We start from the raw sequence: 21,419 nt of genomic DNA, 5'->3' as shown, positions 1-21,419 counted from the left end.
CATGACTGCACAAAACGTCAGTTGGCGAGCCAGCCTTCACGCTTGAGCACGGCTGTTACCGCTGTTTCATCGTTCTTGATAAAGGATGAGAGTTCACCACCGCTCATATAGGCGGAAGATTGCGAACTATCGGCAAGATACTTCGCCCATTCAGGCGTCTCTGCAACCTTCTTGAGTACGCCTGCATAGTAATCGACGACGTCCTGATCGACGCCTGCGGGAAGCCATACGGTGCGTGGCATGGAGTAATTTTCGATTGTAATTCCTGCTTCCTTGCAGGTCGGGATGTCGCTCCAGCCCATGTCGCCAGCAACCTTGCCGTCACCCTTGAGCTTTTCTCCCTTGAAAACACAAAGTGGCTTCACCATACCCGCCTGCCATTGACCGAGGTTCTCACTCGGATTGTTGACATTGGCTGCGATGTGCTCGCCCGCAAGCTGAACGGCGGCTTCGCCACCGCTTTTGAACGGGATATAGCCGAGCTTTGAGCCCGTAGCATCGTTGATCATGGATGTCAGAATCTGGTCAACGTCCTTGGACTGGCTGCCGCCAATCTTCATGCCCGCATCATCTTTCGCCTTGGCGATAAACTCTGCGGCTGTCTTGAAGTCGGACTTTCCATTGACCCAAAGAATGAATTCATCCGAAGCAAGCGCCGAGACGGGGAGCAAATCTGTCGATTTATAAGGAACTTTGGCGCGCACTGGCAGAAGGTAGGCGTTGTTGGTTCCGAATGCGAGCTTGTAAGGATCGCCCTTATAGCCAGCAGTATAGACAAAGCCTTCCGCCCCGCCTGCGCTGCCTTTGTTTGTGACAACAATTGGCGCGCTCATCAGATCATATTTACCGATGATAGACTGGATCGTACGCGCGAAAATATCCGTGCCACCGCCCGGTCCGGCAGTCACAACAAACTCCACAGGCCGTGTCGGCTCGAATGCCAAAGCAGATGATGCGATTATTGCCACACCTGCCGCCAGGCACGCGATATGCAAAGACTTCTTCATGGTCCATCCTCCCAGTTAAGCGGCACAGGCCTCCCCCCATGCCGATAGTGTCAAAATGTCGAAAATCAGGCCGCGTCTGAAAGTGCAGCTGCTCTTTTCGCCATTCGTGCCGCGAGCAGGATCGCTTCGCGCGTGGCCCCCACGTCGGCGACGCCCTTCCCGGCAATATCGTAGGCAGTGCCGTGAGCAGGAGTGCAAAGGGGGAAGGGCAATCCGCCCATCATTGTCACACCTTTGTCGAAGCCCATCAGCTTCATCGCGATCTGCCCCTGATCGTGATACATGGTCAGCACCGCCTGAAAGCCATCCTTCAGCGCGCGCAGAAATACTGTGTCAGCCGGAAACGGACCATCGACATCGAACCCCTTGGCCTTCGCCGCCTTGACTGCAGGCTCAATGATGTCAATTTCTTCCATGCCAAAGCTGCCGCCATCACCGGCATGCGGATTGAGTCCGGCCACTGCGATCTTCGGATTGTCATATCCCGCCTTCTTCAAGCAAAACCAGGCCAGTTCCAGCTCGGCGAGAATTCCTTCAACAGTCAAGGTGGCAGCTACATCCTTGAGTGGAATATGCGACGTCACGCGTGCGTTCCAGACTTTCTCCAGAACATTGAACTCACGCACCTTGCCTTTGAAGTCCAACACATCGGCAACAAAGCGGATTTCGTCGTCATAACCTGGATAGGCGAACCGCATGGCCTGCTTGTTGAACGGCGTAAAGCAAACAGCCTGCGCATGCCCGACATCGGCAAATTCCAATGCAGTACGAAAGTTCTGGGTTGCAAATGTTCCGCCGACCAGCGTGGCTTCACTGCGCACGACATCCTTCGGATCGAGATTCCTCAAGTCAATGAAGACGTGCTTGCCGACCGGCATGTTCGGTGCATTTTCGAGAGTGGATTCCTGAAGATCAAGCTCAACACCCGCAATATGCGCACCTTCGTCCAGAATGCGGCGATCACCAAACACGATGAGATGCGCTTCCTTTCTGACATCGGGCAAAGCGAGGAGACGTGCTGTCAGCTCGGGACTGACACCGGCTGGATCCCCCATTGCAAGCGCAATCACGCTCGGTTCAGCGCCATTAGCGGTCATTCGTATCCTCCTCGTCTGCATTCTGTATGCAATATGCATATGGCAGGTCTCAGCGCGACGCAAGTATTTTGTATTCTGTATGCAGCATTTTATATTGACGGTTGAGAGCAGGCCAGCCATCTTCACCTCGAACGGTGAGGTAAGGATTCGGGCTCACCCTTTGAGAAAAAGGCCGATGGACGAAAATCAGAAAACCGAGCAAGCCGAACACGGCACACAATCGTTCCGCCGCACGGCTTTGCACGATATGCTTGTCAACCATCTGCGCGACATGATCATTGAAGGACAGCTGGAGCCCGGCACGCGCCTGCATGAAGGGCAGCTTGGAGAGCAGCTCGGCGTGTCCCGCACACCGCTGCGTGAGGCTATCAAATATCTGGCCAGCGAAGGACTGGTCGAGCTTGTTCCAAGCCGCGGCGCAGTTGTGAAACGGTTCAGCGCAGCTGATGTCAAGGACATGCTCACCGTCCTACGTACCCTGGAAGAGCTAGCAGGCAAACTCGCCTGCGAGCTCGCAACCGACAAGGAAGTTGCTGAGGTTCGTTCGCTGCACGATGAAATGATCAAGCGCTACCGAACCGCTGACCGGCTGCAATATTACAAACTGAACCAGCAGATTCATATCGCTATTGTTCGTCTTGCCAAGAACCCTACGCTGGCAGACGTTCACCAAATGCTGCAGACACGATTGAAACGGATCCGTTTCGTCGGCCATGAAGGCGCCGAGAAATGGGCGGCGGCTGTATCGGAGCACGAAGAAATGATCGAGGCTCTGGAAGCCCGTAACGCGACCCGGTTGTCCGAAGTATTGGGCCGCCATTTGACCAATGCATGGGAGCGCGTACGCGAATCGATGTAGACGAGCCGTTCGCGGAGACGTGCGGCGAATCCAATGCCACGCCGAAAATTATCGAATGGCATGCACACGAAACATGCTGACACTGGGTTGGCGGCAAAAAGCCGTCGATTGCGCTAGTAATGCGGGTGCCGATATAACAGTTCGGAGCTGACACGACCCGGAAAGGACCTCCATGCTGCCGACCGAACCCGATCCTCACCGCCTGGAAATGACGGTTTTGATGACGCCCGACATGGCAAATTTCAGTGGCAAGGTTCATGGCGGCGCCTTGTTGAACCTGCTGGACCGTGTCGCTTTTTCCTGTGCGTCGCGCTATTCGAAACAATATGCAGTTACGCTTTCTGTCGATCAGGTCACGTTCAAAGAGCCGATCAATGTTGGTGAACTCGTGACGTTTCGGGCTTCGGTGAACCATACGGGCCGGACGTCCATGGAGATCGGCATTCGCGTGGAAGCGGAGCATATCCGCTCGGGCAAGCGCCGCCACACCAATTCCTGTTATTCTACAATGGTAGCGGTCGATGATACCGGGCGACCTGTTGCAGTGCCTGCCTTGATCCCAGTCGACGCTTTGGATCGCAGGCGCCATGAAGCAGCCGAACTCCGACGGACGCTCCGACGGGAATTCGCACAGCGGATGGAAATGGTTGCCGCGACCGGGCGAGACATCGTCGACACCACGGAGTTGTAAAAGCAATCTTTGCTACGAAGATCGCTTGGCGGACAGCCGAAATCGCTGATGGGCGTCGGCTGGTGCTTAGATCACCAATACCGTATGCAGGGCTGAGCAAGAGAACGGAAAGGCCCTTTCACCTAAAAAAGTGCCTGCTCGACGGAATCTTCATTCAGCAAGCGCGTGGGTGGCGACGCACTGCGTTTCAATTCTCTTGCCGGTGTGGCGATCAAAGCTGGCGCCGGAAATGGCGGCGGACCTTCCACATGAAAAGCGCATGCGCCAATATCTGGAGCGCTATGTCGATTTTATTTTGGGAAGATGCTGAGCGGGCGGCTTTGTTCGATTATTTGAACAACAACCCGGTCCGGACGCTGGAACAAACCGCTGATTTGTTCCGGGATTTCCTCGCATATACCGATGCGATCATTCTCGCCGCGCAGGAAGCGGGTTCAGTTCGTTCAGGATCGCCAAAGTTCCTTGCAAGTTTTGCTCGCGGTGCGACCCGTCATACCCTGAAACGAAGACGTCCCAACCCGCTTCCCCTCGAGCCCGAGGAAAGGCAGTTGATCATCGATATGTGCTGGAGTGCTCTGTCGGGTGCCAACAAGGCGTAGCTATTAAGGAGTTTAACGAACCGCGACTGGCATTTGGAATAACGGCGCCTGACTTTTTGGGAGTAGGCCCGCTCACTGATCTTACATGGTGAGAAACAAGGGTCTGACAGTCCCAGTGTGTACGAAAGCTTTCTATTCGTTTCGATGTTTTCCCACCTATCGTGTTCGAAGCACGTTGCCAGTCGTTCCCGCATCAACGTTGAAAGTTGCCGGTTGACTACTATAAATGTAATTTAGCGGGAGTTAAAAGCCAAAGGCAGAAAGAATGACCCAAAACAATCTGTCGAGCAATTCATCCCAGATTGAGCCATTACAAATTCATGATATCAAGGTCATAGATAACGTAAAGCTCAAAAAGGCGATCACCGCTGCAGCCTTGGGCAATGCGATGGAGTGGTTTGATTTTGGCGTATATGGCTTCGTCGCCTATGCTTTGGGCCAAGTGTTCTTTCCAAATGCCTCGCCCGGTACGCAGACCATTGCAGCCCTTGCTACTTTTTCCGTACCATTTCTGGTGCGTCCCCTTGGTGGGTTGTTTTTTGGCGTCATGGGTGACCGTTTTGGCCGCCAGAAAGTCCTTTCCCTTACCATTATAATCATGGCCGCCAGCACTTTTTGCATCGGCCTCATCCCCTCTTACGCCACCATTGGCATCTGGGCCCCAATCCTTCTGTTGATCTGTAAGCTGGCGCAGGGCTTTTCCGTCGGTGGTGAATATACGGGGGCTGCTATTTTCGTAGCAGAATATGCACCCGATAAACGTCGCGGCTTTCTGGGCAGCTGGCTCGATTTTGGCTCGATTGCCGGCTTTGTTCTGGGAGCCGGTTTCGTTGTTTTTCTCAGCACAATGCTCGGCGAAAAAGCCTTTCTGGAGTGGGGATGGCGGGTTCCATTCTATTTTGCTGCGCCTCTCGGGCTGATCGGACTGTATCTGCGTCATGCGGCTGAAGAAACGCCAGCGTTTATGCAGCAACTTGAAGCACTGGAAAAAGAAGATCGGGATGCAATCGAAGACCGCCCGATGGTGTCATTCAATGAAATTGTCAGCAAATATTGGCGTGCGTTGAGTGTGTGCACCGGAATGGTGCTGGTGACGAACATCACCTATTACATGCTGCTGACCTACATGCCAACCTACCTGTCGCAAAGCCTTGGCTATTCCGAGGACCGCGGTGTGCTCATCATCATCGTGGTGATGATCGGCATGCTGTTTGTTCAGCCAGTTGTGGGATTTCTCAGTGATCGGTTTGGCCGCAGACCGTTTCTGATTATCGGAAGCGTTGGCCTGCTGTTGTTGTCTGTAGTTGCCTTTCACCTGATCGCCAGTGGCAACATCGCAACGATATTTGTCGGGCTGCTGATACTGGCAGTCCTGCTTAATTGTCTCACTGGCATTATGGCGTCAACACTTCCGGCGCTTTTCCCCGCGCGTATTCGATACAGTGCTCTCGCGGCGGCATTCAATATTTCGATTATCATCGCGGGACTGACGCCGACCGTTGCAGCTTGGCTCGTCGAGGCCACAGAGAACCTCTATTTGCCCGCCTATTATCTTATGTGCGCTGCAGTTATCGGGCTGATCACGGCGTTCTTTCTACCCGAAACGGCTAACCGTCCACTGAGAGGAGATACACCGAGCGCATCGAACAAGACCGAAGCCAAACAGTTATTGCAGGAAGCCTATTCCAATATAGAGCAGCGCGTTCAGGCAATCGATGAGGACATTCTCACGCTCGAACAACAGATCGAGGATTTGCGCCTGCGTAGACAGGCACTCGTGGATCGACATCCAAAACTTTCTTGATCTCGCGTGGAAGCAATACTGCGCCGACGAGTGGCAGATGTAACCTACCCTGCTTGTCAGAACGGTGCTTCTAAAGTGTAAACCTGCCCGAAGAAGCCGCGACGGAACAGGCGACGAAGCTTAAACGGGATTGCTACTTACGAAAGGGTTTCAAGTTGAAATTCTGAACATGCATAGTGAGTTGGCCCCCATTGAAGCATGGCGTCGATCTAGCGCGACTAAATAAGACAAATCCACTCTTGTTTTAAGAACAACATTTGGCTTATAGGAAAGCCAGTTCCACAAGGCCGACGGAAAACAGCGCCCCGCAATCCAGGATTTTATCAGTGACTGCAATGAAAACTCTTCTGGCCGCTACCGGCCTTGTTGCTGTGTTCGCGCTTCAGAACAATGCAGCAGATGCCGCCACACAATATCCGCTGACGCTCGAAAACTGCGGTACGAAAGTTACGTTTCAGAAGGCGCCGGAGCGCGCGATCGGCCTTGGACAGAACAGCGCCGAAATATTATTGCTTCTGGGCCTTGAGGACAAAATGGCGGGAACGGCGTTCTGGCTAAGCAAGGTTTTGCCGCGGCTTGAAGCCGCCAATTCTAAAGTGAAGCTTCTCACCGTTGAGTTCCCGACATTTGAATCGATCCTTGCAGAAAATCCGGATTTCGTAGCGGCAGCTCTTCCAAGCCTCATTGGCCTGAACAGCAAGGTTGCAAAGCGCGAGGATTTCGACAAGGTAGGCGTCCCCACCTATCTTTCGCCCAGCACGTGCCTGAGCACAGAGAAGGTCAGGGATGAATATGGTAGCCGCGACAAGCTGTGGAACATGGATCTTCTTTATAAGGAGATCGACGAGCTTTCGCAGATTTTCGATGTTTCAGATCGCGGTCAGGCGCTGATCGCTGATTTCAAGGCACGCGAGGCGGCCTTGCGCGCAAGCGTTCCCGCGAGCGGTAAGAAACTTTCTTATGTCTTCTGGTTCTCCAGCCCGTCGCCATCGGCGGACGCCTATCTGGGTGGAGGAAACGGTGCCTCGAGCTTTATCGCTGACGTTCTGGGCGGCGAGAATGCCATCAAGGCAGAAGCCGAATGGCCGACGCTTGGTTGGGAAAGCATTATCGCCGCCAACCCTGACGTCATTGTTGTTGCAAATCTCGACCGTAATCGTTGGGAACTCGACAAGCCAGAAGCCAAGATCCAGTTTCTCAACACAGACCCTGCGGTCAGCCAGATGCCAGCCGTCAAGAACAAGGCCATTGCCGTCATGGATGGTCAGGCGATGAACCCGACCATCCGCACGATTTATGGCGCAGAACAGGTCGCGGAACAGCTGAAAGCGCTTGGTATTCTCAAGTGAGTGCTGCTGGACCATCTTTAAGGCATTGGGGCGCCTTCAGCATGATGCTGTTGGCGTCGCTTGTTGCAATCGGATTGGTGGTGGGTATCAGTGTCGGGATCGGAGATCTGCCGATCCCTTTATCGACAACGTTTGCAGCGATAACCAATCGTCTTGGATGGAGTTCCGTCGAGCTCAATCGCATTCATGAAACGGTCATCTGGGATTACCGCCTCAGCCGCGCGTTGGTGGCGGCATTTTGTGGTGCGGGTCTCGCGCTTTCAGGCGCGATCATGCAATCGCTTTTGCGTAATCCGCTGGCTGAACCCTATGTTCTGGGTATTTCGGCTGGAGCATCGACCGGCGCTGTAACCGTTGTCATACTCGGCATCGGTGCTGGCGCAGTTTCATTATCAGCAGGCGCATTCGTTGGCGCGTTTGCGGCCTTCTTCTTTGTTGCGCTCCTCTCCAATGGAACAAGGGGCGGTGCGGATCGCACCATTCTGGCAGGCGTTGCGGCTTCACAGCTTTTCAACGCTGCGACCTCGTATATCGTCACCACATCCGGCAACGCGCAGCAGGCTCGTGACGTGATGTTCTGGCTCCTTGGCAGCTTCGGTGGCGTTCGCTGGCCAGAATTCACGCTGGTGTCGGTGGTCATCACCTTCGGTCTTATCGCCGGCCTTCTCTATGCCCATGTTCTGGATGCTTTCGCTTTCGGCGATGAAGCCGCCTCATCGCTCGGCGTGAATGTGGCCCGTGCGCGCATTGTTCTCTTTGCGCTCACAGCAATGATGACAGCCACTATCGTCAGCATGGTCGGTTCGATAGGCTTCGTCGGGCTCGTTGTCCCTCATGCCGCACGCTTCATCGTCGGTCCGCTACACATAAGGTTGTTGCCCGCCTGCGCCATCGTCGGTGCAATCTTCATGGTGTTGGCCGATATCGCCTCACGCGCGTTGATACCGCAACAGGTCCTCCCCATCGGTGTGGTGACAGCACTTGTCGGCGTGCCTTTCTTCTCGATCATTCTATACCGTTTTCAGCGCCCATCATGACGATCAGAGCCGAAAATCTTGTCTGGAAAATTGGCAAGAAAACGATAATCGACGACGTGTCTTTCGAGGCAAAGCCTGGAAAGATGCTGGGGCTTTTAGGACCAAACGGTTCTGGAAAAACATCCCTGCTGCGTCTGATCGCGGGCTTAAAACGCCCCCATTCCGGGCATGTCCTGCTTGGCGAAAAAGATATCAATACGGTTGCCCGGCGTAGCGTCGCGCAGCGTGTGGCTTTTGTTGAACAACACGCCACGACAAACGCGGGTTTGAAAGTCCTGGACGTCGTGAGACTTGGGCGTTTTCCACACAGATCGATGTTCTCGGGCTGGACAGGCGCGGATGAAGGAGCCGTTCAAGATGCAATTGAACGCACCGGTATGACGGCCAAGAAAAACGACACGTGGCAAAGTCTGTCAGGTGGCGAAAAACAGCGTGCGCATATTGCAAGGGCTTTGGCCCAGACGCCGAAAGAACTCATCCTTGATGAACCAACCAATCATCTGGATATTCAGCACCAGATGAGCTTGTTAAAGCTGGTTTCAGGGCTACCAATCACGAGCGTCATTGCACTGCACGACCTTAATCATGCTGCCATGTTTTGCGATGAATTGATCATTATGCTGTCTGGAAAGATCGTGGTTTCGGGAACACCGGAAGAGGTCATCAACGAGACTATTCTCAAGCAAGTCTTCTCGATTGAAGCGCGCGTGGAAACTTCTCCGTTCAGCGGGCGCCCGCATATCCACTATCTGAGATAAGAAACGCGCCGGATAAAACCGGGTGTTTAATGATATACTCCGATCCATTTACCCCCACCACGCGGCGAAGAACTCTGGAAGAGTTGCGCAAGAAGGCGCCACATCTACTGTCGACAAGCCTCACCAGATGCGCAGGCTGCGCGCGGCGTCGGCAAACAATACGGCAGCACGCGAAGTCAAAAGACCACGGATTGTAGACGATATTGTTGTGATCACGCCCCCGCCCGTTCGGTCTGCATCGTCCTGGCGGATAACGAGCCAGCCGGAGTGTTGAAACGTCGATTAACTCTCACTTTTATTAGCTGAATCGAATAGAAGCGTTGAGTGCCGCCGACGCAACTTTCTCATAAAAATTGGAATAAAATATGGATAGTGCAGTGCTTTTTCTGCATGCACGAGGTCAGTCGGCCGATGAAATCCGGTCGCTGGATTGGAGTCGGAACCCGATCGGAGTGCCTGGGAATTGGCCAGCGCCTCTGGTCACTGCGGTGCAGATGATGCTAGCTTCACAATTTCCCAAAGCAATCATTTGGGGTCTGGAATATACGACGATTTATACGCTTTCAGGCCTATTCTCGGTGAGAAAGAGAACTGCATGGGAGCATCCTTTCGCGATACTTGGTCTGAAGTCTGGGATGAACTGCTGCCGATGGTCCAGAAAGCTTATGCTGGCGAAGCGACGTTTATCGAAGACTTCCCTCTGGTCATCGATCGACACGGATATGATGAACAGTGCTACTTTACTTTCTGCTACAGCCCTATCTTTGACGAGCAAGGACGTGTTGGCGGGATGATCGATACAGTCATCGAAACTACCGAAAAGGTGGAATCCGAAAAACACGCCAAGATTCTAAATGCCGAACTCGCTCACCGCATCAAGAATACATTCAGTGTGGTATCTGCAATTGCGAGCCAGACATTCAACAATTATGCCGACGAAGAGGTCATCAACACTTTTACTAAGCGGCTGTTTGCGTTGGGCAATGCTCATGATGTTCTTCGGCTTGGTAAAAGCTCGGAAGGCTCATTGCGTCAAATCGTGTCTGGGATAACAACAGCGCTGGCTGTTGCAGATCGCGTTCATATGAATGGACCCGATGTAATGATCGGTCCGAAGGGCGCGTCTATCCGCGTCAGCCGGGCGACACGGCACTGATATCCGAGGGTCTGCGTCTTCATTTCAATATCCCCAAGCGCCGGAGAGACCGCCTTCCCAACAGGGACGGACTAAAAATCGTTCTCGCATTCGCTATTCTTGATTGTAACTTTCATATATTTTTATAAGTGGTCAGGCAGACTTCCGCTTACGTTAGAGGTGGCTCGGTTTGTTTGAACAGTTTCGGGCGTTTCGCTAAGTGGATTTCCGCCTCGATTATGCCGCCACCTCGGCTGATGCCAGCGCGCGCCTCGGGCACCGTCTCGTAAGCATGCAGATAAACCTCCTCGTATTTGATCGACCGCCATAGCCGCTCAACGAAGACATTGTCGCGCCAAGCGCCTCTGCCGTCCATCGAGATGGCAATTTCAGCTTTCTTCAACACCGCCGTGAAGTCGATGGATGTGAACTGCGATCCTTGATCGGTGTTGAAGATGTCTGGCTTACCGTAGCGGGCAAGCGCCTCTTCAACCGCCTCGATGCAGAAGTCGGCTTCCATCGTGATCGACAGTCGCCACGACAGAACACGACGGCTGAACCAGTCCACGACGGCGCAGAAATAGACAAAACCACGCGCCATCGGGATGTAGGTCAGGTCCATCGCCCATATGTGGACGGCTCCGACTTGCAAGTGTTTTATAAGATATTTTGATCAGATCGCTTGCTTCCATATGTGCGGCCTTTTTGTGTGGTCGCACATGACCACTGGCCAAGATGGTCTCCGCAACGCGTGTTCCTAACAGACCTGCGGCCATTGACGGCCATTGGGCAATGCGGAGTGTCACACGTCTTGGATCGATCGATCACACCATCTGTTTTCTCTTGCAAGTTCACAGCATCAGCTCAACACGACAGCAATCATATCTTGCTCACCGAGATGGCCAATCTCCTATGTTGCCTGCGTCTGCCCTTCTGCTCGCCGGTACCTTTCTCCGCTCACCATGAGCTTCCAAGCGATGCGGGCGATCTTATTGGCGAGCGCCACAGCCACCAACTTTGGTTTCTTCCGCTGCAGAAGTTCGATCAACCATCGGGACGTATGTCTACTTCTGCCGGCTCTGACATATTGAAGAATGGCAGTTGCACCGACCACTAATATGCTCCTCAGCATTTCGTCGCCCGCTCGGGTGATTACCCCGAGTCTGAGTTTGCCTGCGGTCGAATGGTCTCTAGTGGTCTGATTCCAACATTTGCCTCCCTCGGTTCACGCGCTGAGCAAATGTTGGAATCAAAAAGACCACTAGCAACTATATGTATCTAGTGGATTTTTCGAATTTGACGTTTGAAACAGCGTATGTGTCAGCCGGGATTCAAACGTCAAATTCAATCCACTAGGTGTAAGACCTATCCAAGCGGCGAAATCGCGACCTGACTTAAACATCTTGGGATCGGGAGTCTTCATCATCAACAGCGATGCGCCAATCGGTCCGACACCTGGTATTTCGGCTAGCCGCATGCTGCATTCATCCGAGCGATGTAATGTGGTAAGCCTTTCCTCGACAGCTTTCGTTTCCGCAAGCAAATCTTGATATTCATCGCCATGCATGGCAAAAAGCGCGCGGGCCAGTTCAGGTAACGATGGATCAACCGCTATTCGCTCTAACAAAGGCTCAATGCGGCACATGCCGGTGGCAGCGACGATCCTGAACTCCATAGCAAAACCTCGAATGGAATTAGCGAGCTGCGTCCGATTGCGAATGAGCCTCTCTCGCATGCCGATAAGCATCAATGCCGCTTGCTGGTCGGCAGTTTTCACCGGCACGAAACGCATGGTAGGCCGGCTCATCGCCTCGCATAAAGCTTCCGCATCCGCAGCGTCGTTCTTGCCACGCTTAACATAGGGCTTCGCCAATTGAGGCGCGATCAGCTTCACCTCATGGCCGAATGAGCTTAACTGCCTTGCCCAATGATGAGATCCACCACAAGCTTCGAGTGCAATAGTAGTCGGCGACGCTTTCTCGAAGAATCTCACCATCTCTCTACGCGAAAGCTTCTTACGAAGGATTGGCTGCTCGGCTGCGTTCACGCCATGCAACTGGAAAACACTCTTTGGCGTATCTATACATTCGAATAATCTGTTCCAAGGACGGTCTCCCTTGATTGAGCTTTCAACGAACTCATTCTGGCACATCGCGATGCCGTTGGGAGCCGTCCACACCAACAGACCTGATTGGGTCTGGTAACCGCCAGCTTGCGCAGGAGGTAGGGATAGACCTTGTGCCCTGGCGCTGGTTTCGACGTGTTCGGGCCATGGTAGATCGCCTCGATACCCATCTTCTTCATGAGCGCGGCGACGTGCAATCGCCCAACCTCCAGCCCTTCTCCCCTCAAAAGCCCTTGCACCATCCGACTTCCGGCAAACGGGTAATCGAGATGCAATTCGTCGATCCGGCGCGTCAAAGCCAGATCGACGTTCGGCACTGGGCGCGGAGAATAATAGACACTGCCACGACTGAAGCCGAGAAGCTTCGCCTGGCGCACGACGGATAGCTCGTGATTGCGGTCAATCATTTCTTTCCGCCCAGCAATCCCGCCTTGCCGAGCGCTCCGGTTATCGTAGCGGGGACCGTGGCCCCAGTGGGGCCGCGTAAGCCCCAAGCGAAGCATCATTCTCCAGTGTTAGCTCGCCGATCTTGGCGTGAAGCGTTTTGACGCCGACGGTAGGCCCCGCAAGTTCGGCCTTGGTTTCATCGCCGAAAACGCCTGTCGCTCCCTCAAGAAGCTGTTCTTTCCACTGCTTGATCTGATTGGTATGCACGTCGAACTGCTGGGATAATTCCACCAGCGTCTGCTCGCCTCTGATCGCGGCAAGCGCCACCTTGGCCTTGAAAGCCGGACTATGATTCCGGCGCGGTCGTCTCGTCATGGTATCTCCTGTTCCCAGCATTTAAGCTGAAGTCAGGCGGAAATTCCACTTATCCTAGCTGTTCAAATTTTCCGAGCCACCTCTCCTTCGCGGTTGAAGTCGTCCAGGACGTTCAGCAGCCGGAATTGCCTCCCATCCTCCAGCCGGTCGGCCATGAAATCCATGGACCAGACCATGTTCGGCGCATCTGGCACGGTCAGAGCATCGGGCTTGTCCCGCTTCAACCGCTTGCGCGGCTTGGTCCTGAAGTTCAATTCAAGCTCACGCGTTTATGGTTCCAGTGATGCCCCCGGACATTGCGCAGATGAAGGAAACACAGACCGAAGCCCCAGGTCTTCTTAGCCTGCGTCAGTCCGATCAGGAGATCGGCAATCTGCGCGTTCTCGTCGTTCAGCCTGGCGCTGTAACGATAACATGTCTCGCTGACCTCGAAGGTGCGGCAGGCAAGCGCAACGCTCACCCCTCGCAACGCCACTGCTTTCCCGGCCATCTCCCGGCGTTGAGATGGCCGCGTCACTTTTTTCCAAGAGCCTCTTTGAGCAGTTCCGCCTGCATGCTCATCTCCGCATACATCTTCTTCAGGCGACGGTTGCTCCGCCGGGCAATTGATTCACTGGATCAATTGCTTTTCCGGCTTCGACCCTCCAGAGCCTTCATCTCGCTGATCATCGAGGCATCCATAACACCGTATTTAACTATCTGACTAAAGTGGAGAAATCTCCATTTCCCTGGTGACAGATTCATCGATGGGCGTTTCATATGTCATCAGGATGTAACCAAGAACAGAATAGAAGCCGACCGTAGCGATCAAGTCGAAAACGGCGGCTCTCCCAATGCGAGCGGCTAACCGTTTTTCGAGATCGAGTGGCAACCGTCTTTTGTCGAAAAGGCAATCGACGGCTTCCGCAATCAGGCCATCTTCGCCTTCCGGTGTGGAACGCATGGCTGCTATACGCTCATCCGACATTCCAAGCGCACGAGCGCGGCTCACATGGTGCGCCCATTCGTAAGCCGACCCCATGCGGTGTGCCGAGCGTAGAATAACCAGTTCCGAACGCTCCAGACCGAGCGCGCTGTCTTTCACAATATGCTGGCGCAACGGTGCCCAGGCCCGAACGAGATCCGGGTGATGCGCCATCGTACGGTAAACGTTCAAGGCACCGGCGAAGCCGGACCGAAGATCTTCGATAGCTGCGGGCCAGTCGGCGTCTTTGAGCGGTGGGCATGGTGTCTCGGTCATTGCGGTGTCTCTATAATTTCGTTCTTTTCAACAGCAGGAGCGTCTTCGCGTAGAGCTCTGGAACGCGGTCAGTTCCAGTGGCGGGCGCGATGATGTTGTGCACAGCGGAGGCAAAGGCGATGCGATGCGTCATCGTCAGGCCCGGAATGCAGCTTCAATTGCAGACGACACCCGATCGACAATCAGGTCGACTTCTTCAGGCTGAATGATATAGGGCGGCGCGAGCAGAACATGATCGCCGCGAACACCGTCAATAGTGCCGCCCATTGGATAGCATAGGAGACCCCGCTGCATCGCTTCCCGCTTGATCCGTGCATGCAACTTCTTTGCCGGATCAAATGGGGTCTTGGAATCCCTGTCAGCCACGATCTCGATGCCGCGGAAAAGCCCACGTCCGCGAATATCACCGACATGCGCATTCTGCCCAAGAGCGGCCTCAAGACCCGACTGGAGGCGTTCCCCCATGCGGACAACATTGTCGAGAATGTCGGTGCCAGTCAGGATTTCCACGACCTTATCGGCGGCAGCCGCTGCAACCGGATGACCGATATAGGTATGACCGTGCTGGAACAGACCGGAACCGTCTGCAAATGCGCGATAGATCCGCTCCGAGAGAACAACCGCGCCGATGGGCTGGTAACCACCACCGAGCCCCTTCGCGATTGTGACCAGATCAGGGACAATGCCTTCCTGTTCGAAGGCAAAAAGTGTTCCGGTGCGACCCATGCCACACATGACTTCGTCCAGAATCAGGAGAACACCATACTTGTCGCAGACAGCGCGGATTTTCTTGAAATAATCGGCGACCGGCCCAACCGCGCCAAGCGTAGCGCCCACAACCGGTTCCGCGACGAAAGCGATGACTTCATCGGCGCCCAGTTCATTAATCTTGGCTTCGAGTTCAGCGGCAAGACGCGTCGCATAATCGGCGCCATCTTCCTGCGCCGCTTGATCTCGATAGGAATAGCAAGGCGATACGTGATGGGTCTCCGGGAGGATGGGCTGAAACTGTGCACGGCGCCAGGCGTTACCGCCCGTCGCAAGCGCGCCAATGGTGTTGCCGTGATAGCTCTGACGGCGCGCGATGATGTGGCGACGTTGCGGCTGGCCGATTTCGACGAAATACTGGCGCGCCATTTTAAGAGCGGCCTCAACCGCCTCAGACCCGCCGGATACCAGATAGACATGGTCCAATCCGTCCGGGGTCATGGCGACGAGGCGTTCGGCGAGCGATTCCGCTGCGTCGGTCGTAAAGAACGATGTATGCGCGTAGCTGATACGATCAATCTGCGCCTTCATCGCAGCTGCAACGTCTGCATTGCCATGACCAAGACAGCTGACAGCCGCCCCGCCCGATCCATCGATGTAACTGCGCCCTTCACTATCCGTGATATAGATACCCTGCCCGCCCACGGCTCGCGGTAAATTGGCAATTATCGAACGGTGGAGAATTCGTGTCATGTTTCTCTCGATTGCCTTGAAAAGTTCATCGACCTACGTTTCGATACATTTGTTGCAGGCTTTTCCTCTCTTTGCAACATATGTTTTATAATGTGAACTTTAGGCACAAACGTATTATTTATGCAGCCGTGAAACGTTGTGATCATGGACCAGCGGAGCGCTTTAACCCCATAACTTACGAAATTATTTGACTTTTTACGTAAGACGGCCAAATTCGATTGAAACTCATCCGACGAAAGACGATACAAATGTTGCATACCGACTCATTACGGGCGCGCATCATTGCTCGCTTTGACGAAATGTCACATCAGTTACAGCAAGCCGCCCGATACATTCTGGCGCATCCACAGGATGTCGCCCTTGTGTCCATGCGGGAGCTTGCGCGCAATGCAGGCGTCCAGCCTTCCACGATCACCCGTTTGACCAAGTTTCTCGGCTTGGACAGCTATGAAGAAATCCGGTCGCATCATGCGCAGGCAATTCGAATCAGCGCCGATGGCTTTGCCGCCCGCGCCCTGCAATATAATGTCGATACGTCGGGTGGTGACACCAACGACCTCGCCCGCAATATGCTTCAGGGCCTGTCGGCCCAGCTTGCGCGTCTTTGTGAACCCCAGTCGCTCAACCACTTGAGCGCAGTGGCCGACCATCTCTTGAAAGCCCGTCGTGTCTATGTGCTGGGACTTCGGTCCTGCCATTCCGTTGCGTGGCATTTTCATTATGTCATGTCATTGTTGGGCGACAAGACAGTGCATCTCGATGGCCCGGCGGGAACCGGCGGCGATGCACTGATGCATGCAGGCTCCGAGGACGTTCTTTTTGCCATTTCAATAAACCCTTATGCATTGCAGACATTGGAACTTGCTGAAATCGCCAGACAAAAGGGCATGCCGATTGTCGCGATCACAGATAGCGAAGTTTCGCCGCTCGTTGCGATTGCCAATCAAAGCGTACTGGTTTCAACCGAGAGCCAGACATTCTTTCATACGTTGACGCCAGCGCTTGCCGTTTCGGAAGTGCTGTGCGGCCTTTTGGCCAATCGCAATCGTTCTCAATCCGTCGAGGCGCTGACCAATGCCGACCGTTATCTGCAATCCTTGAACATTTACGCAAGCACGATCCCGCACCGAAAGCTCTAGACCTCACCTTGGTCCGTAAATCACACAGGCTCCAACCGATTGATATGACGAATAAATCGGCATTCTGAACAATTTTCACGATCACTTTGCGCAAATTTTCATTGCGACAAACATAAAAAAGCATTTTATATTTGCATACAGCAGAGAGGGATCAACCTTCAACGCAACCAACGATAAAGGGAACACATCCATGAAAACGCGTATTCGTCATCTGTTGCTGGGCGCTGTTATCGCCGCCATCTCCATCGGCACTGCAAAGGCCGAAGACCTCATCGTTGCGACCGATACCGCCTTCGTGCCCTTCGAGTTCAAGCAGGGCGACAAATATGTCGGGTTCGACATCGACCTGTGGGATGCCATCGCCAAGGATCTCGGCGTTACCTACAAGCTCCAGCCGATGGACTTCAACGGCATTATTCCCGCACTTCAGACCAAACAGGTCGATGTTGGTCTTGCCGGTATAACCATCAAGGATGAGCGCAAGCAGGTCATCGATTTCTCCGACGGATATTATGATAGCGGATTTTTGCTGATGGTGCCTGCAGACAGCGCAATCACGGGCGCGCAGGACCTGAAAGGCAAGACGGTGGCGATCAAGACCGGAACCTCTGCTGCTGACTATGCCAAAGCGAACTTCAAGGACACTGAACTGCGTCAGTTCCCGAACGTCGACAACGCCTATATGGAATTGCAGACGGGCCGCGTGGATGCAGCCATGCACGATACGCCGAACATCCTCTACTACATCAACACCGCGGGCAACGGTAAGGTAAAGGCTGTGGGCGAACAGATGATGGCTCAGCAATACGGCATTGCGTTTCCCAAGGGCAGCGATCTCGTCTCCAAGGTCAATGCATCGCTCGCCAAGCTGAAGCAGGACGGAAGCTACACCGCTATATACAAGAAATGGTTCGGCACCGAGCCCAAACTTTGATCCGTATTTAAACGGTCTTCGCGCGTCGGGCTTACCGACGCGCATCCTATGGGAGTACACCAATGCAGTTTGACTGGTCGGTGGTCGTGGATGCAATGCCCGCCCTTTTGGGTGGCGCGCGCCTGACCATCCTGATTGCTCTTGCCGGCCTTGTCGGCGGCACCATTCTTGGAACAATTACCGGCTTCATGCGCGCCTATGGCAACTGGCTGCTGAACGCCATCGCCTTTATCTATATCGAGATTATTCGCGGTACTCCCATCGTCGTGCAGGTGATGTTCATTTATTTCGCCTTGCCGATGGTCGCGGATATTCGTGTGAACCCGATGACTGCGGCGGTAACTGCAATCGTCGTCAATGCTGGCGCCTATATTGCCGAAATCGTTCGCGGCACATTGCTTTCAGTCAGCAAGGGCCTGAAAGAAGCGGGGCTCGCCCTTGGCCTGCCGATGTGGAAAGTGTTGGCCTATGTCATTGGTCCCATAGCTTTCCGCCGCATGATCCCACCGCTTGGCAACCAGTTCATCGTCAGCCTCAAGGACACCTCGCTATTCATCGTAATCGGCGTTGGGGAATTGACCCGGCAGGGTCAGGAGATCATGGCTTCCAACTTTCGCGCCGTCGAAATCTGGACCGCAGTGGCGATATTGTATCTCATCATGACGGGCGTTCTGACCCTTGCTCTCCGCTTCACCGAAAAAAGGATGCGCATCCTATGAGCATCGTTGAGTTCAAGAACGTTACAAAGACTTTCGGCCACATCACCGTTCTCAAGGATGTCGATCTCAGCATCAATGCCGGTGAGGTGGTTGTTCTGATCGGTCCCTCCGGTTCAGGCAAATCCACGCTTTTGCGCTGCATCAATGCACTGGAAGAAATCGATGCGGGTGACCTGATTGTGGACAAGATCAGCGTCCGCGATGGACGCTCGCGCGTGCGCCTGATCCGTCAGGAAGCCGGTATGGTGTTTCAGCAGTTCAACCTGTTTCCTCAGATGACTGCACTCGAGAACGTGGCGTTCGGTCCGCGCCGCGTGCGCGGTGTTTCGAAAGCCGAAGCAATCGAGCAAGCACAGGCCTTGCTGGTCAAAGTAGGCTTGGGAGATCGCGGCGGACATTATCCGTCGGAATTGTCCGGTGGACAGCAACAGCGTGTCGCCATTGCGCGCGCCTTGGCCGTGAAGCCCAAACTCATGCTCTTCGACGAACCCACCTCGGCGCTCGATCCCGAACTGCGTCAGGAGGTGCTTAAGGTCATGCAATCGCTCGCCGAAGAGGGCATGACCATGATTGTCGTTACCCACGAGATTGCTTTCGCCCGGCAAGTGGGCACCAGACTGATCTTCATGGAGGGCGGCAAGATCACGGTCGATGGAAGCCCTGCCGAATTGCTCGATAATCCCGAAAATCCCCGCCTGCGCGAGTTCCTTCAACATGTCCATTAATGTCTCCAATCGGCTTTCGGCAATCGCAGTCGCTGGAACGCCTTTCGAAATCGGAAAGGCGCTGGGGCAGCATGGCGCCGCCGCAGCGCACCGGCATCTGATCCGCACCCACGCCTGGGCCGTCGTTACCGGGTTCAGGGACAGCGAGTGTGTACAAACGGCGCTCGCGCTGACGGAAAAGCATTTTCCAAACTACCTGGACGAGCTAACCGGGCTGGCTGATGGCCTGGACCTTCCTTTCGAGAGTGTTTTTGCTTGGAACTGCCGTGGTGATGTATGGGCTTTAAGTCCGGACGGTTGCACGACCGTGCAGACACCCGGCTCCAAACCGGGGATCGCTCATAATGAGGATGGTGACCCCGGACTTCGGACGGGCTGCGCGATTGCAACCGTCCAGCCGGATCAGGGCCGCGCTTTCAGCGCATTTGTTTACCCCGCCTCCATTCCGGGCCACACATTTGCGCTCAATGACGCCGGGCTTGTGATGACCGTCAACAATATCCGCTCCCGCCAGAGCGGCAACGGGCTTCCGCGCATGGTGCTGACCCGCGCTCTACTCGACTGCACATCACTGGATGAAGCCATCGATCTCTTGCGCGCTTCGCCGCGCTCGGGCGCCTTCCACCTGACGCTCGCCCGGCCCGGCGAGCCTGAAATCCTCAGCGTCGAATTCACCCATGGCGATGTATCGGTCATTCCGGTGGCCAAACAGTCTTGCCATGCCAATCATCTGATCCATGATACTATGATCGCTGAAAAGCAGGTCGTGACGGGTTCGTCGCTCTCGCGACAGGAACGTGGCGATGAAATACTCGCCCTTTGCGGAACGACATCTGCTGAACCTTTGACCATTTTGCGCGACACACAACGGACGGCACTGCCGATCTATCGCATGCAGCCGGATGACCCCGATAATGAAAACACACTGGCCACAGCAAACTTTGTGATTGGCGCCGATAGTGTTGAATGCGCAGTTTATGATAATCTCGAATCTTCTCCGCGCTTTCGTTTTCGCAGCGATGCGCTCAGCCCTCAATGAGGTTCATGGATGACCGGTGGCAGCGCATCGACTGATTTCTTACGTCCACAGACGCTGGAACAGCTGCGTGCGCTGACAGTCGATATTCGGCGCGGCGCGGCGGGACCATCCTTAGGCGGCAAATCGCTGGATGTGCTCTCGCGCCTTGTCGATGTGCCGGAACAAACTGCCGTGCGCTCAATCTCGGAACTTGCCGAGATCCTCGGGATCAATGCATCGACATTGACCCGGCTTGCCCAGCGACTGGGCTATAGTGGCTTTGCTGACTTACAGAGCATTTTTCGTGAGGCCATCGCCGACGACGAACAGTATTTTTACAGCCGACAGGCAGGTAAACTTATGTCCGTCAAATCCGAACCTGACGAAGAACTGCACGTCATCGAGATAATTTCAGCAGAATCCAAGGCGAATATCGATGGGTTCCTCTCGCAATTGGACAATACCCAGTTGCGCGAAGCGGCTGCGCTGCTCGCCCGTGCCGGACGCATTCGCGTTCACGGCGTCAGACAATTTCATGCTTTTGCGAGTTTTCTGACCTATGGGCTGTCGATGATCCGCAATGATGTGGCGCTGCTGGATGCGCCACGCCTTGGGGAAGCGGAGAGCATTGCCCAACTCTCACAGGGCGATGTCATTGTCGTTGCCAGTTGCGCGCCCTATACACGCAATGTTGCAGATGTAGCGAAGGTGGCGGCAAAGCACGGCATTGATGTGATCGCTATCACCGACACCCGTGCGTCACCACTCGTCGTGCCTTCGAAACATGCGTTCTTCATTCCCCATAACAGCAGCTTCTTCAGCAACAGCATGGGTGCGTATATCGTCTTCTGCGAAGGACTACTCAATCTCGTGGCGCGCGCGCTTGGCGATCAGGCGATACACGCGCTTGCAAAGCGTGAAGCCCTTATAGACGATCTGGCAATAGAAACGGATCGGTAA

At 54.4% G+C, this 21,419-nt stretch carries 18 protein-coding genes and 4 pseudogenes; 14 read left to right on the top strand and 8 right to left on the bottom strand.

Translation table 11 applies throughout. From position 1 onward, the window contains the following. Positions 1–17 precede the first annotated feature (17 nt). Positions 18–1,007, bottom strand: coding sequence for a Bug family tripartite tricarboxylate transporter substrate binding protein (locus WIX40_RS21875; protein WP_339442155.1), 990 nt, complete (start codon positions 1,005–1,007; stop codon positions 18–20). Between the two features lie 65 nt (positions 1,008–1,072). Further along, complete coding sequence (locus WIX40_RS21870) at positions 1,073–2,104, bottom strand: 4-hydroxythreonine-4-phosphate dehydrogenase PdxA (RefSeq protein ID WP_339442154.1); 1,032 nt, start codon at positions 2,102–2,104, stop codon at positions 1,073–1,075. Positions 2,105–2,279: 175 nt separating this feature from the next. On the opposite strand from WIX40_RS21870, the gene WIX40_RS21865 reads away from it, so the two are divergent. From WIX40_RS21865 to WIX40_RS21830, 8 genes are all read left to right on the top strand, one after another. Then, complete coding sequence (locus tag WIX40_RS21865) at positions 2,280–2,963, top strand: GntR family transcriptional regulator (protein ID WP_140025876.1); 684 nt, start codon at positions 2,280–2,282, stop codon at positions 2,961–2,963. A 172-nt stretch (positions 2,964–3,135) separates the two neighbouring features. Next, positions 3,136–3,654 (top strand): acyl-CoA thioesterase, encoded by a 519-nt coding sequence (locus WIX40_RS21860; protein ID WP_339442152.1) that lies wholly within the window; start codon positions 3,136–3,138, stop codon positions 3,652–3,654. Between the two features lie 248 nt (positions 3,655–3,902). Next, positions 3,903–4,253, top strand: coding sequence for a TetR family transcriptional regulator C-terminal domain-containing protein (locus WIX40_RS21855; protein ID WP_339442151.1), 351 nt, complete (start codon positions 3,903–3,905; stop codon positions 4,251–4,253). A gap of 265 nt (positions 4,254–4,518) precedes the next feature. Then, the gene (gene proP / locus WIX40_RS21850; protein WP_339442150.1) at positions 4,519–6,057 is read left to right on the top strand and encodes a glycine betaine/L-proline transporter ProP; all 1,539 of its coding nucleotides are present in this window, start codon (positions 4,519–4,521) and stop codon (positions 6,055–6,057) included. Between the two features lie 326 nt (positions 6,058–6,383). Next, on the top strand, positions 6,384–7,406 hold the full coding sequence (locus WIX40_RS21845) for an ABC transporter substrate-binding protein (protein ID WP_339442148.1): 1,023 nt from the start codon (positions 6,384–6,386) through the stop codon (positions 7,404–7,406). A gap of 41 nt (positions 7,407–7,447) precedes the next feature. Beyond that, positions 7,448–8,443 (top strand): FecCD family ABC transporter permease, encoded by a 996-nt coding sequence (locus WIX40_RS21840; protein ID WP_339442146.1) that lies wholly within the window; start codon positions 7,448–7,450, stop codon positions 8,441–8,443. Continuing rightward, the gene (locus WIX40_RS21835; RefSeq protein WP_339442145.1) at positions 8,440–9,201 is read left to right on the top strand and encodes an ABC transporter ATP-binding protein; all 762 of its coding nucleotides are present in this window, start codon (positions 8,440–8,442) and stop codon (positions 9,199–9,201) included. The genes WIX40_RS21840 and WIX40_RS21835 overlap by 4 nt, the downstream gene beginning before the upstream one ends. A 463-nt stretch (positions 9,202–9,664) precedes the next feature. After that, positions 9,665–10,357, top strand: a complete 693-nt coding sequence (locus tag WIX40_RS21830) for an HWE histidine kinase domain-containing protein (protein ID WP_339442144.1) — start codon at positions 9,665–9,667, stop codon at positions 10,355–10,357. Between the two features lie 229 nt (positions 10,358–10,586). Here WIX40_RS21830 and WIX40_RS21825 read toward each other — a convergent pair. The 6 genes and pseudogenes from WIX40_RS21825 to WIX40_RS21795 all read right to left on the bottom strand — a co-directional run. Then, positions 10,587–10,967: pseudogene (locus WIX40_RS21825) on the bottom strand (transposase); the annotation flags it as partial. A 279-nt stretch (positions 10,968–11,246) separates the two neighbouring features. Continuing rightward, positions 11,247–12,441: pseudogene (locus WIX40_RS23705) on the bottom strand (IS110 family RNA-guided transposase). Positions 12,442–12,520: 79 nt separating this feature from the next. After that, positions 12,521–13,223, bottom strand: a pseudogene (locus tag WIX40_RS21810) (IS3 family transposase); the annotation flags it as partial. A gap of 83 nt (positions 13,224–13,306) precedes the next feature. Continuing rightward, a pseudogene (locus WIX40_RS21805) lies at positions 13,307–13,967 on the bottom strand (transposase family protein); the annotation flags it as partial. Next, entirely contained in the window at positions 13,927–14,463 is a 537-nt protein-coding gene (locus tag WIX40_RS21800; protein ID WP_339442143.1) for a carboxymuconolactone decarboxylase family protein, read from the bottom strand. The gene WIX40_RS21800 and the pseudogene WIX40_RS21805, both read right to left, overlap by 41 nt. Positions 14,464–14,598: 135 nt before the next feature. After that, entirely contained in the window at positions 14,599–15,924 is a 1,326-nt protein-coding gene (locus WIX40_RS21795; RefSeq protein ID WP_339442141.1) for an aspartate aminotransferase family protein, read from the bottom strand. 248 nt (positions 15,925–16,172) lie between these two features. Between WIX40_RS21795 and WIX40_RS21790 the strand changes: the two genes are divergently transcribed. The 6 genes from WIX40_RS21790 (at position 16,173) to WIX40_RS21765 (ending at position 21,419) form a co-directional block, all read left to right on the top strand. Next, entirely contained in the window at positions 16,173–17,063 is an 891-nt protein-coding gene (locus tag WIX40_RS21790; protein WP_339442139.1) for a MurR/RpiR family transcriptional regulator, read from the top strand. A gap of 190 nt (positions 17,064–17,253) precedes the next feature. Further along, the gene (glnH, locus tag WIX40_RS21785) at positions 17,254–17,997 is read left to right on the top strand and encodes a glutamine ABC transporter substrate-binding protein GlnH (RefSeq protein ID WP_339442137.1); all 744 of its coding nucleotides are present in this window, start codon (positions 17,254–17,256) and stop codon (positions 17,995–17,997) included. 62 nt (positions 17,998–18,059) lie between these two features. Next, positions 18,060–18,716: a glutamine ABC transporter permease GlnP gene (glnP, locus tag WIX40_RS21780; RefSeq protein WP_140026038.1), complete on the top strand. Its 657-nt coding sequence runs from the start codon at positions 18,060–18,062 to the stop codon at positions 18,714–18,716. Further along, positions 18,713–19,441 (top strand): glutamine ABC transporter ATP-binding protein GlnQ, encoded by a 729-nt coding sequence (gene glnQ, locus WIX40_RS21775; protein ID WP_140026037.1) that lies wholly within the window; start codon positions 18,713–18,715, stop codon positions 19,439–19,441. Before glnP ends, glnQ begins: the two co-directional genes overlap by 4 nt. Beyond that, positions 19,431–20,480: a C45 family autoproteolytic acyltransferase/hydrolase gene (locus WIX40_RS21770; protein WP_339442133.1), complete on the top strand. Its 1,050-nt coding sequence runs from the start codon at positions 19,431–19,433 to the stop codon at positions 20,478–20,480. The genes glnQ and WIX40_RS21770 overlap by 11 nt, the downstream gene beginning before the upstream one ends. A 9-nt stretch (positions 20,481–20,489) precedes the next feature. Then, positions 20,490–21,419 (top strand): MurR/RpiR family transcriptional regulator, encoded by a 930-nt coding sequence (locus tag WIX40_RS21765; RefSeq protein ID WP_339442131.1) that lies wholly within the window; start codon positions 20,490–20,492, stop codon positions 21,417–21,419.

The organism is Ochrobactrum teleogrylli (genome assembly GCF_037482325.1).
In the GTDB taxonomy this organism is placed as follows: Bacteria; Pseudomonadota; Alphaproteobacteria; order Rhizobiales; family Rhizobiaceae; genus Brucella; species Brucella teleogrylli.
Note: the sequence above shows the minus strand (reverse complement) of the source record. Positions and strands in the feature narration are given on the sequence as shown.

Coding starts and splice junctions, on each gene's coding strand:
- WIX40_RS21790 (WP_339442139.1), top strand. CDS start 16,173: ATGTTGCATACCGACTCATTACGGGCGCGCATCATTGCTCGCTTTGAC.
- WIX40_RS21855 (WP_339442151.1), top strand. CDS start 3,903: ATGAAAAGCGCATGCGCCAATATCTGGAGCGCTATGTCGATTTTATTT.
- WIX40_RS21870 (WP_339442154.1), bottom strand. CDS start 2,104: ATGACCGCTAATGGCGCTGAACCGAGCGTGATTGCGCTTGCAATGGGG.
- WIX40_RS21835 (WP_339442145.1), top strand. CDS start 8,440: ATGACGATCAGAGCCGAAAATCTTGTCTGGAAAATTGGCAAGAAAACG.
- WIX40_RS21770 (WP_339442133.1), top strand. CDS start 19,431: ATGTCCATTAATGTCTCCAATCGGCTTTCGGCAATCGCAGTCGCTGGA.
- WIX40_RS21875 (WP_339442155.1), bottom strand. CDS start 1,007: ATGAAGAAGTCTTTGCATATCGCGTGCCTGGCGGCAGGTGTGGCAATA.
- proP (WP_339442150.1), top strand. CDS start 4,519: ATGACCCAAAACAATCTGTCGAGCAATTCATCCCAGATTGAGCCATTA.
- WIX40_RS21865 (WP_140025876.1), top strand. CDS start 2,280: ATGGACGAAAATCAGAAAACCGAGCAAGCCGAACACGGCACACAATCG.
- WIX40_RS21765 (WP_339442131.1), top strand. CDS start 20,490: ATGACCGGTGGCAGCGCATCGACTGATTTCTTACGTCCACAGACGCTG.
- WIX40_RS21795 (WP_339442141.1), bottom strand. CDS start 15,924: ATGACACGAATTCTCCACCGTTCGATAATTGCCAATTTACCGCGAGCC.
- WIX40_RS21840 (WP_339442146.1), top strand. CDS start 7,448: ATGATGCTGTTGGCGTCGCTTGTTGCAATCGGATTGGTGGTGGGTATC.
- glnQ (WP_140026037.1), top strand. CDS start 18,713: ATGAGCATCGTTGAGTTCAAGAACGTTACAAAGACTTTCGGCCACATC.
- WIX40_RS21860 (WP_339442152.1), top strand. CDS start 3,136: ATGCTGCCGACCGAACCCGATCCTCACCGCCTGGAAATGACGGTTTTG.
- glnH (WP_339442137.1), top strand. CDS start 17,254: ATGAAAACGCGTATTCGTCATCTGTTGCTGGGCGCTGTTATCGCCGCC.
- WIX40_RS21800 (WP_339442143.1), bottom strand. CDS start 14,463: ATGACCGAGACACCATGCCCACCGCTCAAAGACGCCGACTGGCCCGCA.
- glnP (WP_140026038.1), top strand. CDS start 18,060: ATGCAGTTTGACTGGTCGGTGGTCGTGGATGCAATGCCCGCCCTTTTG.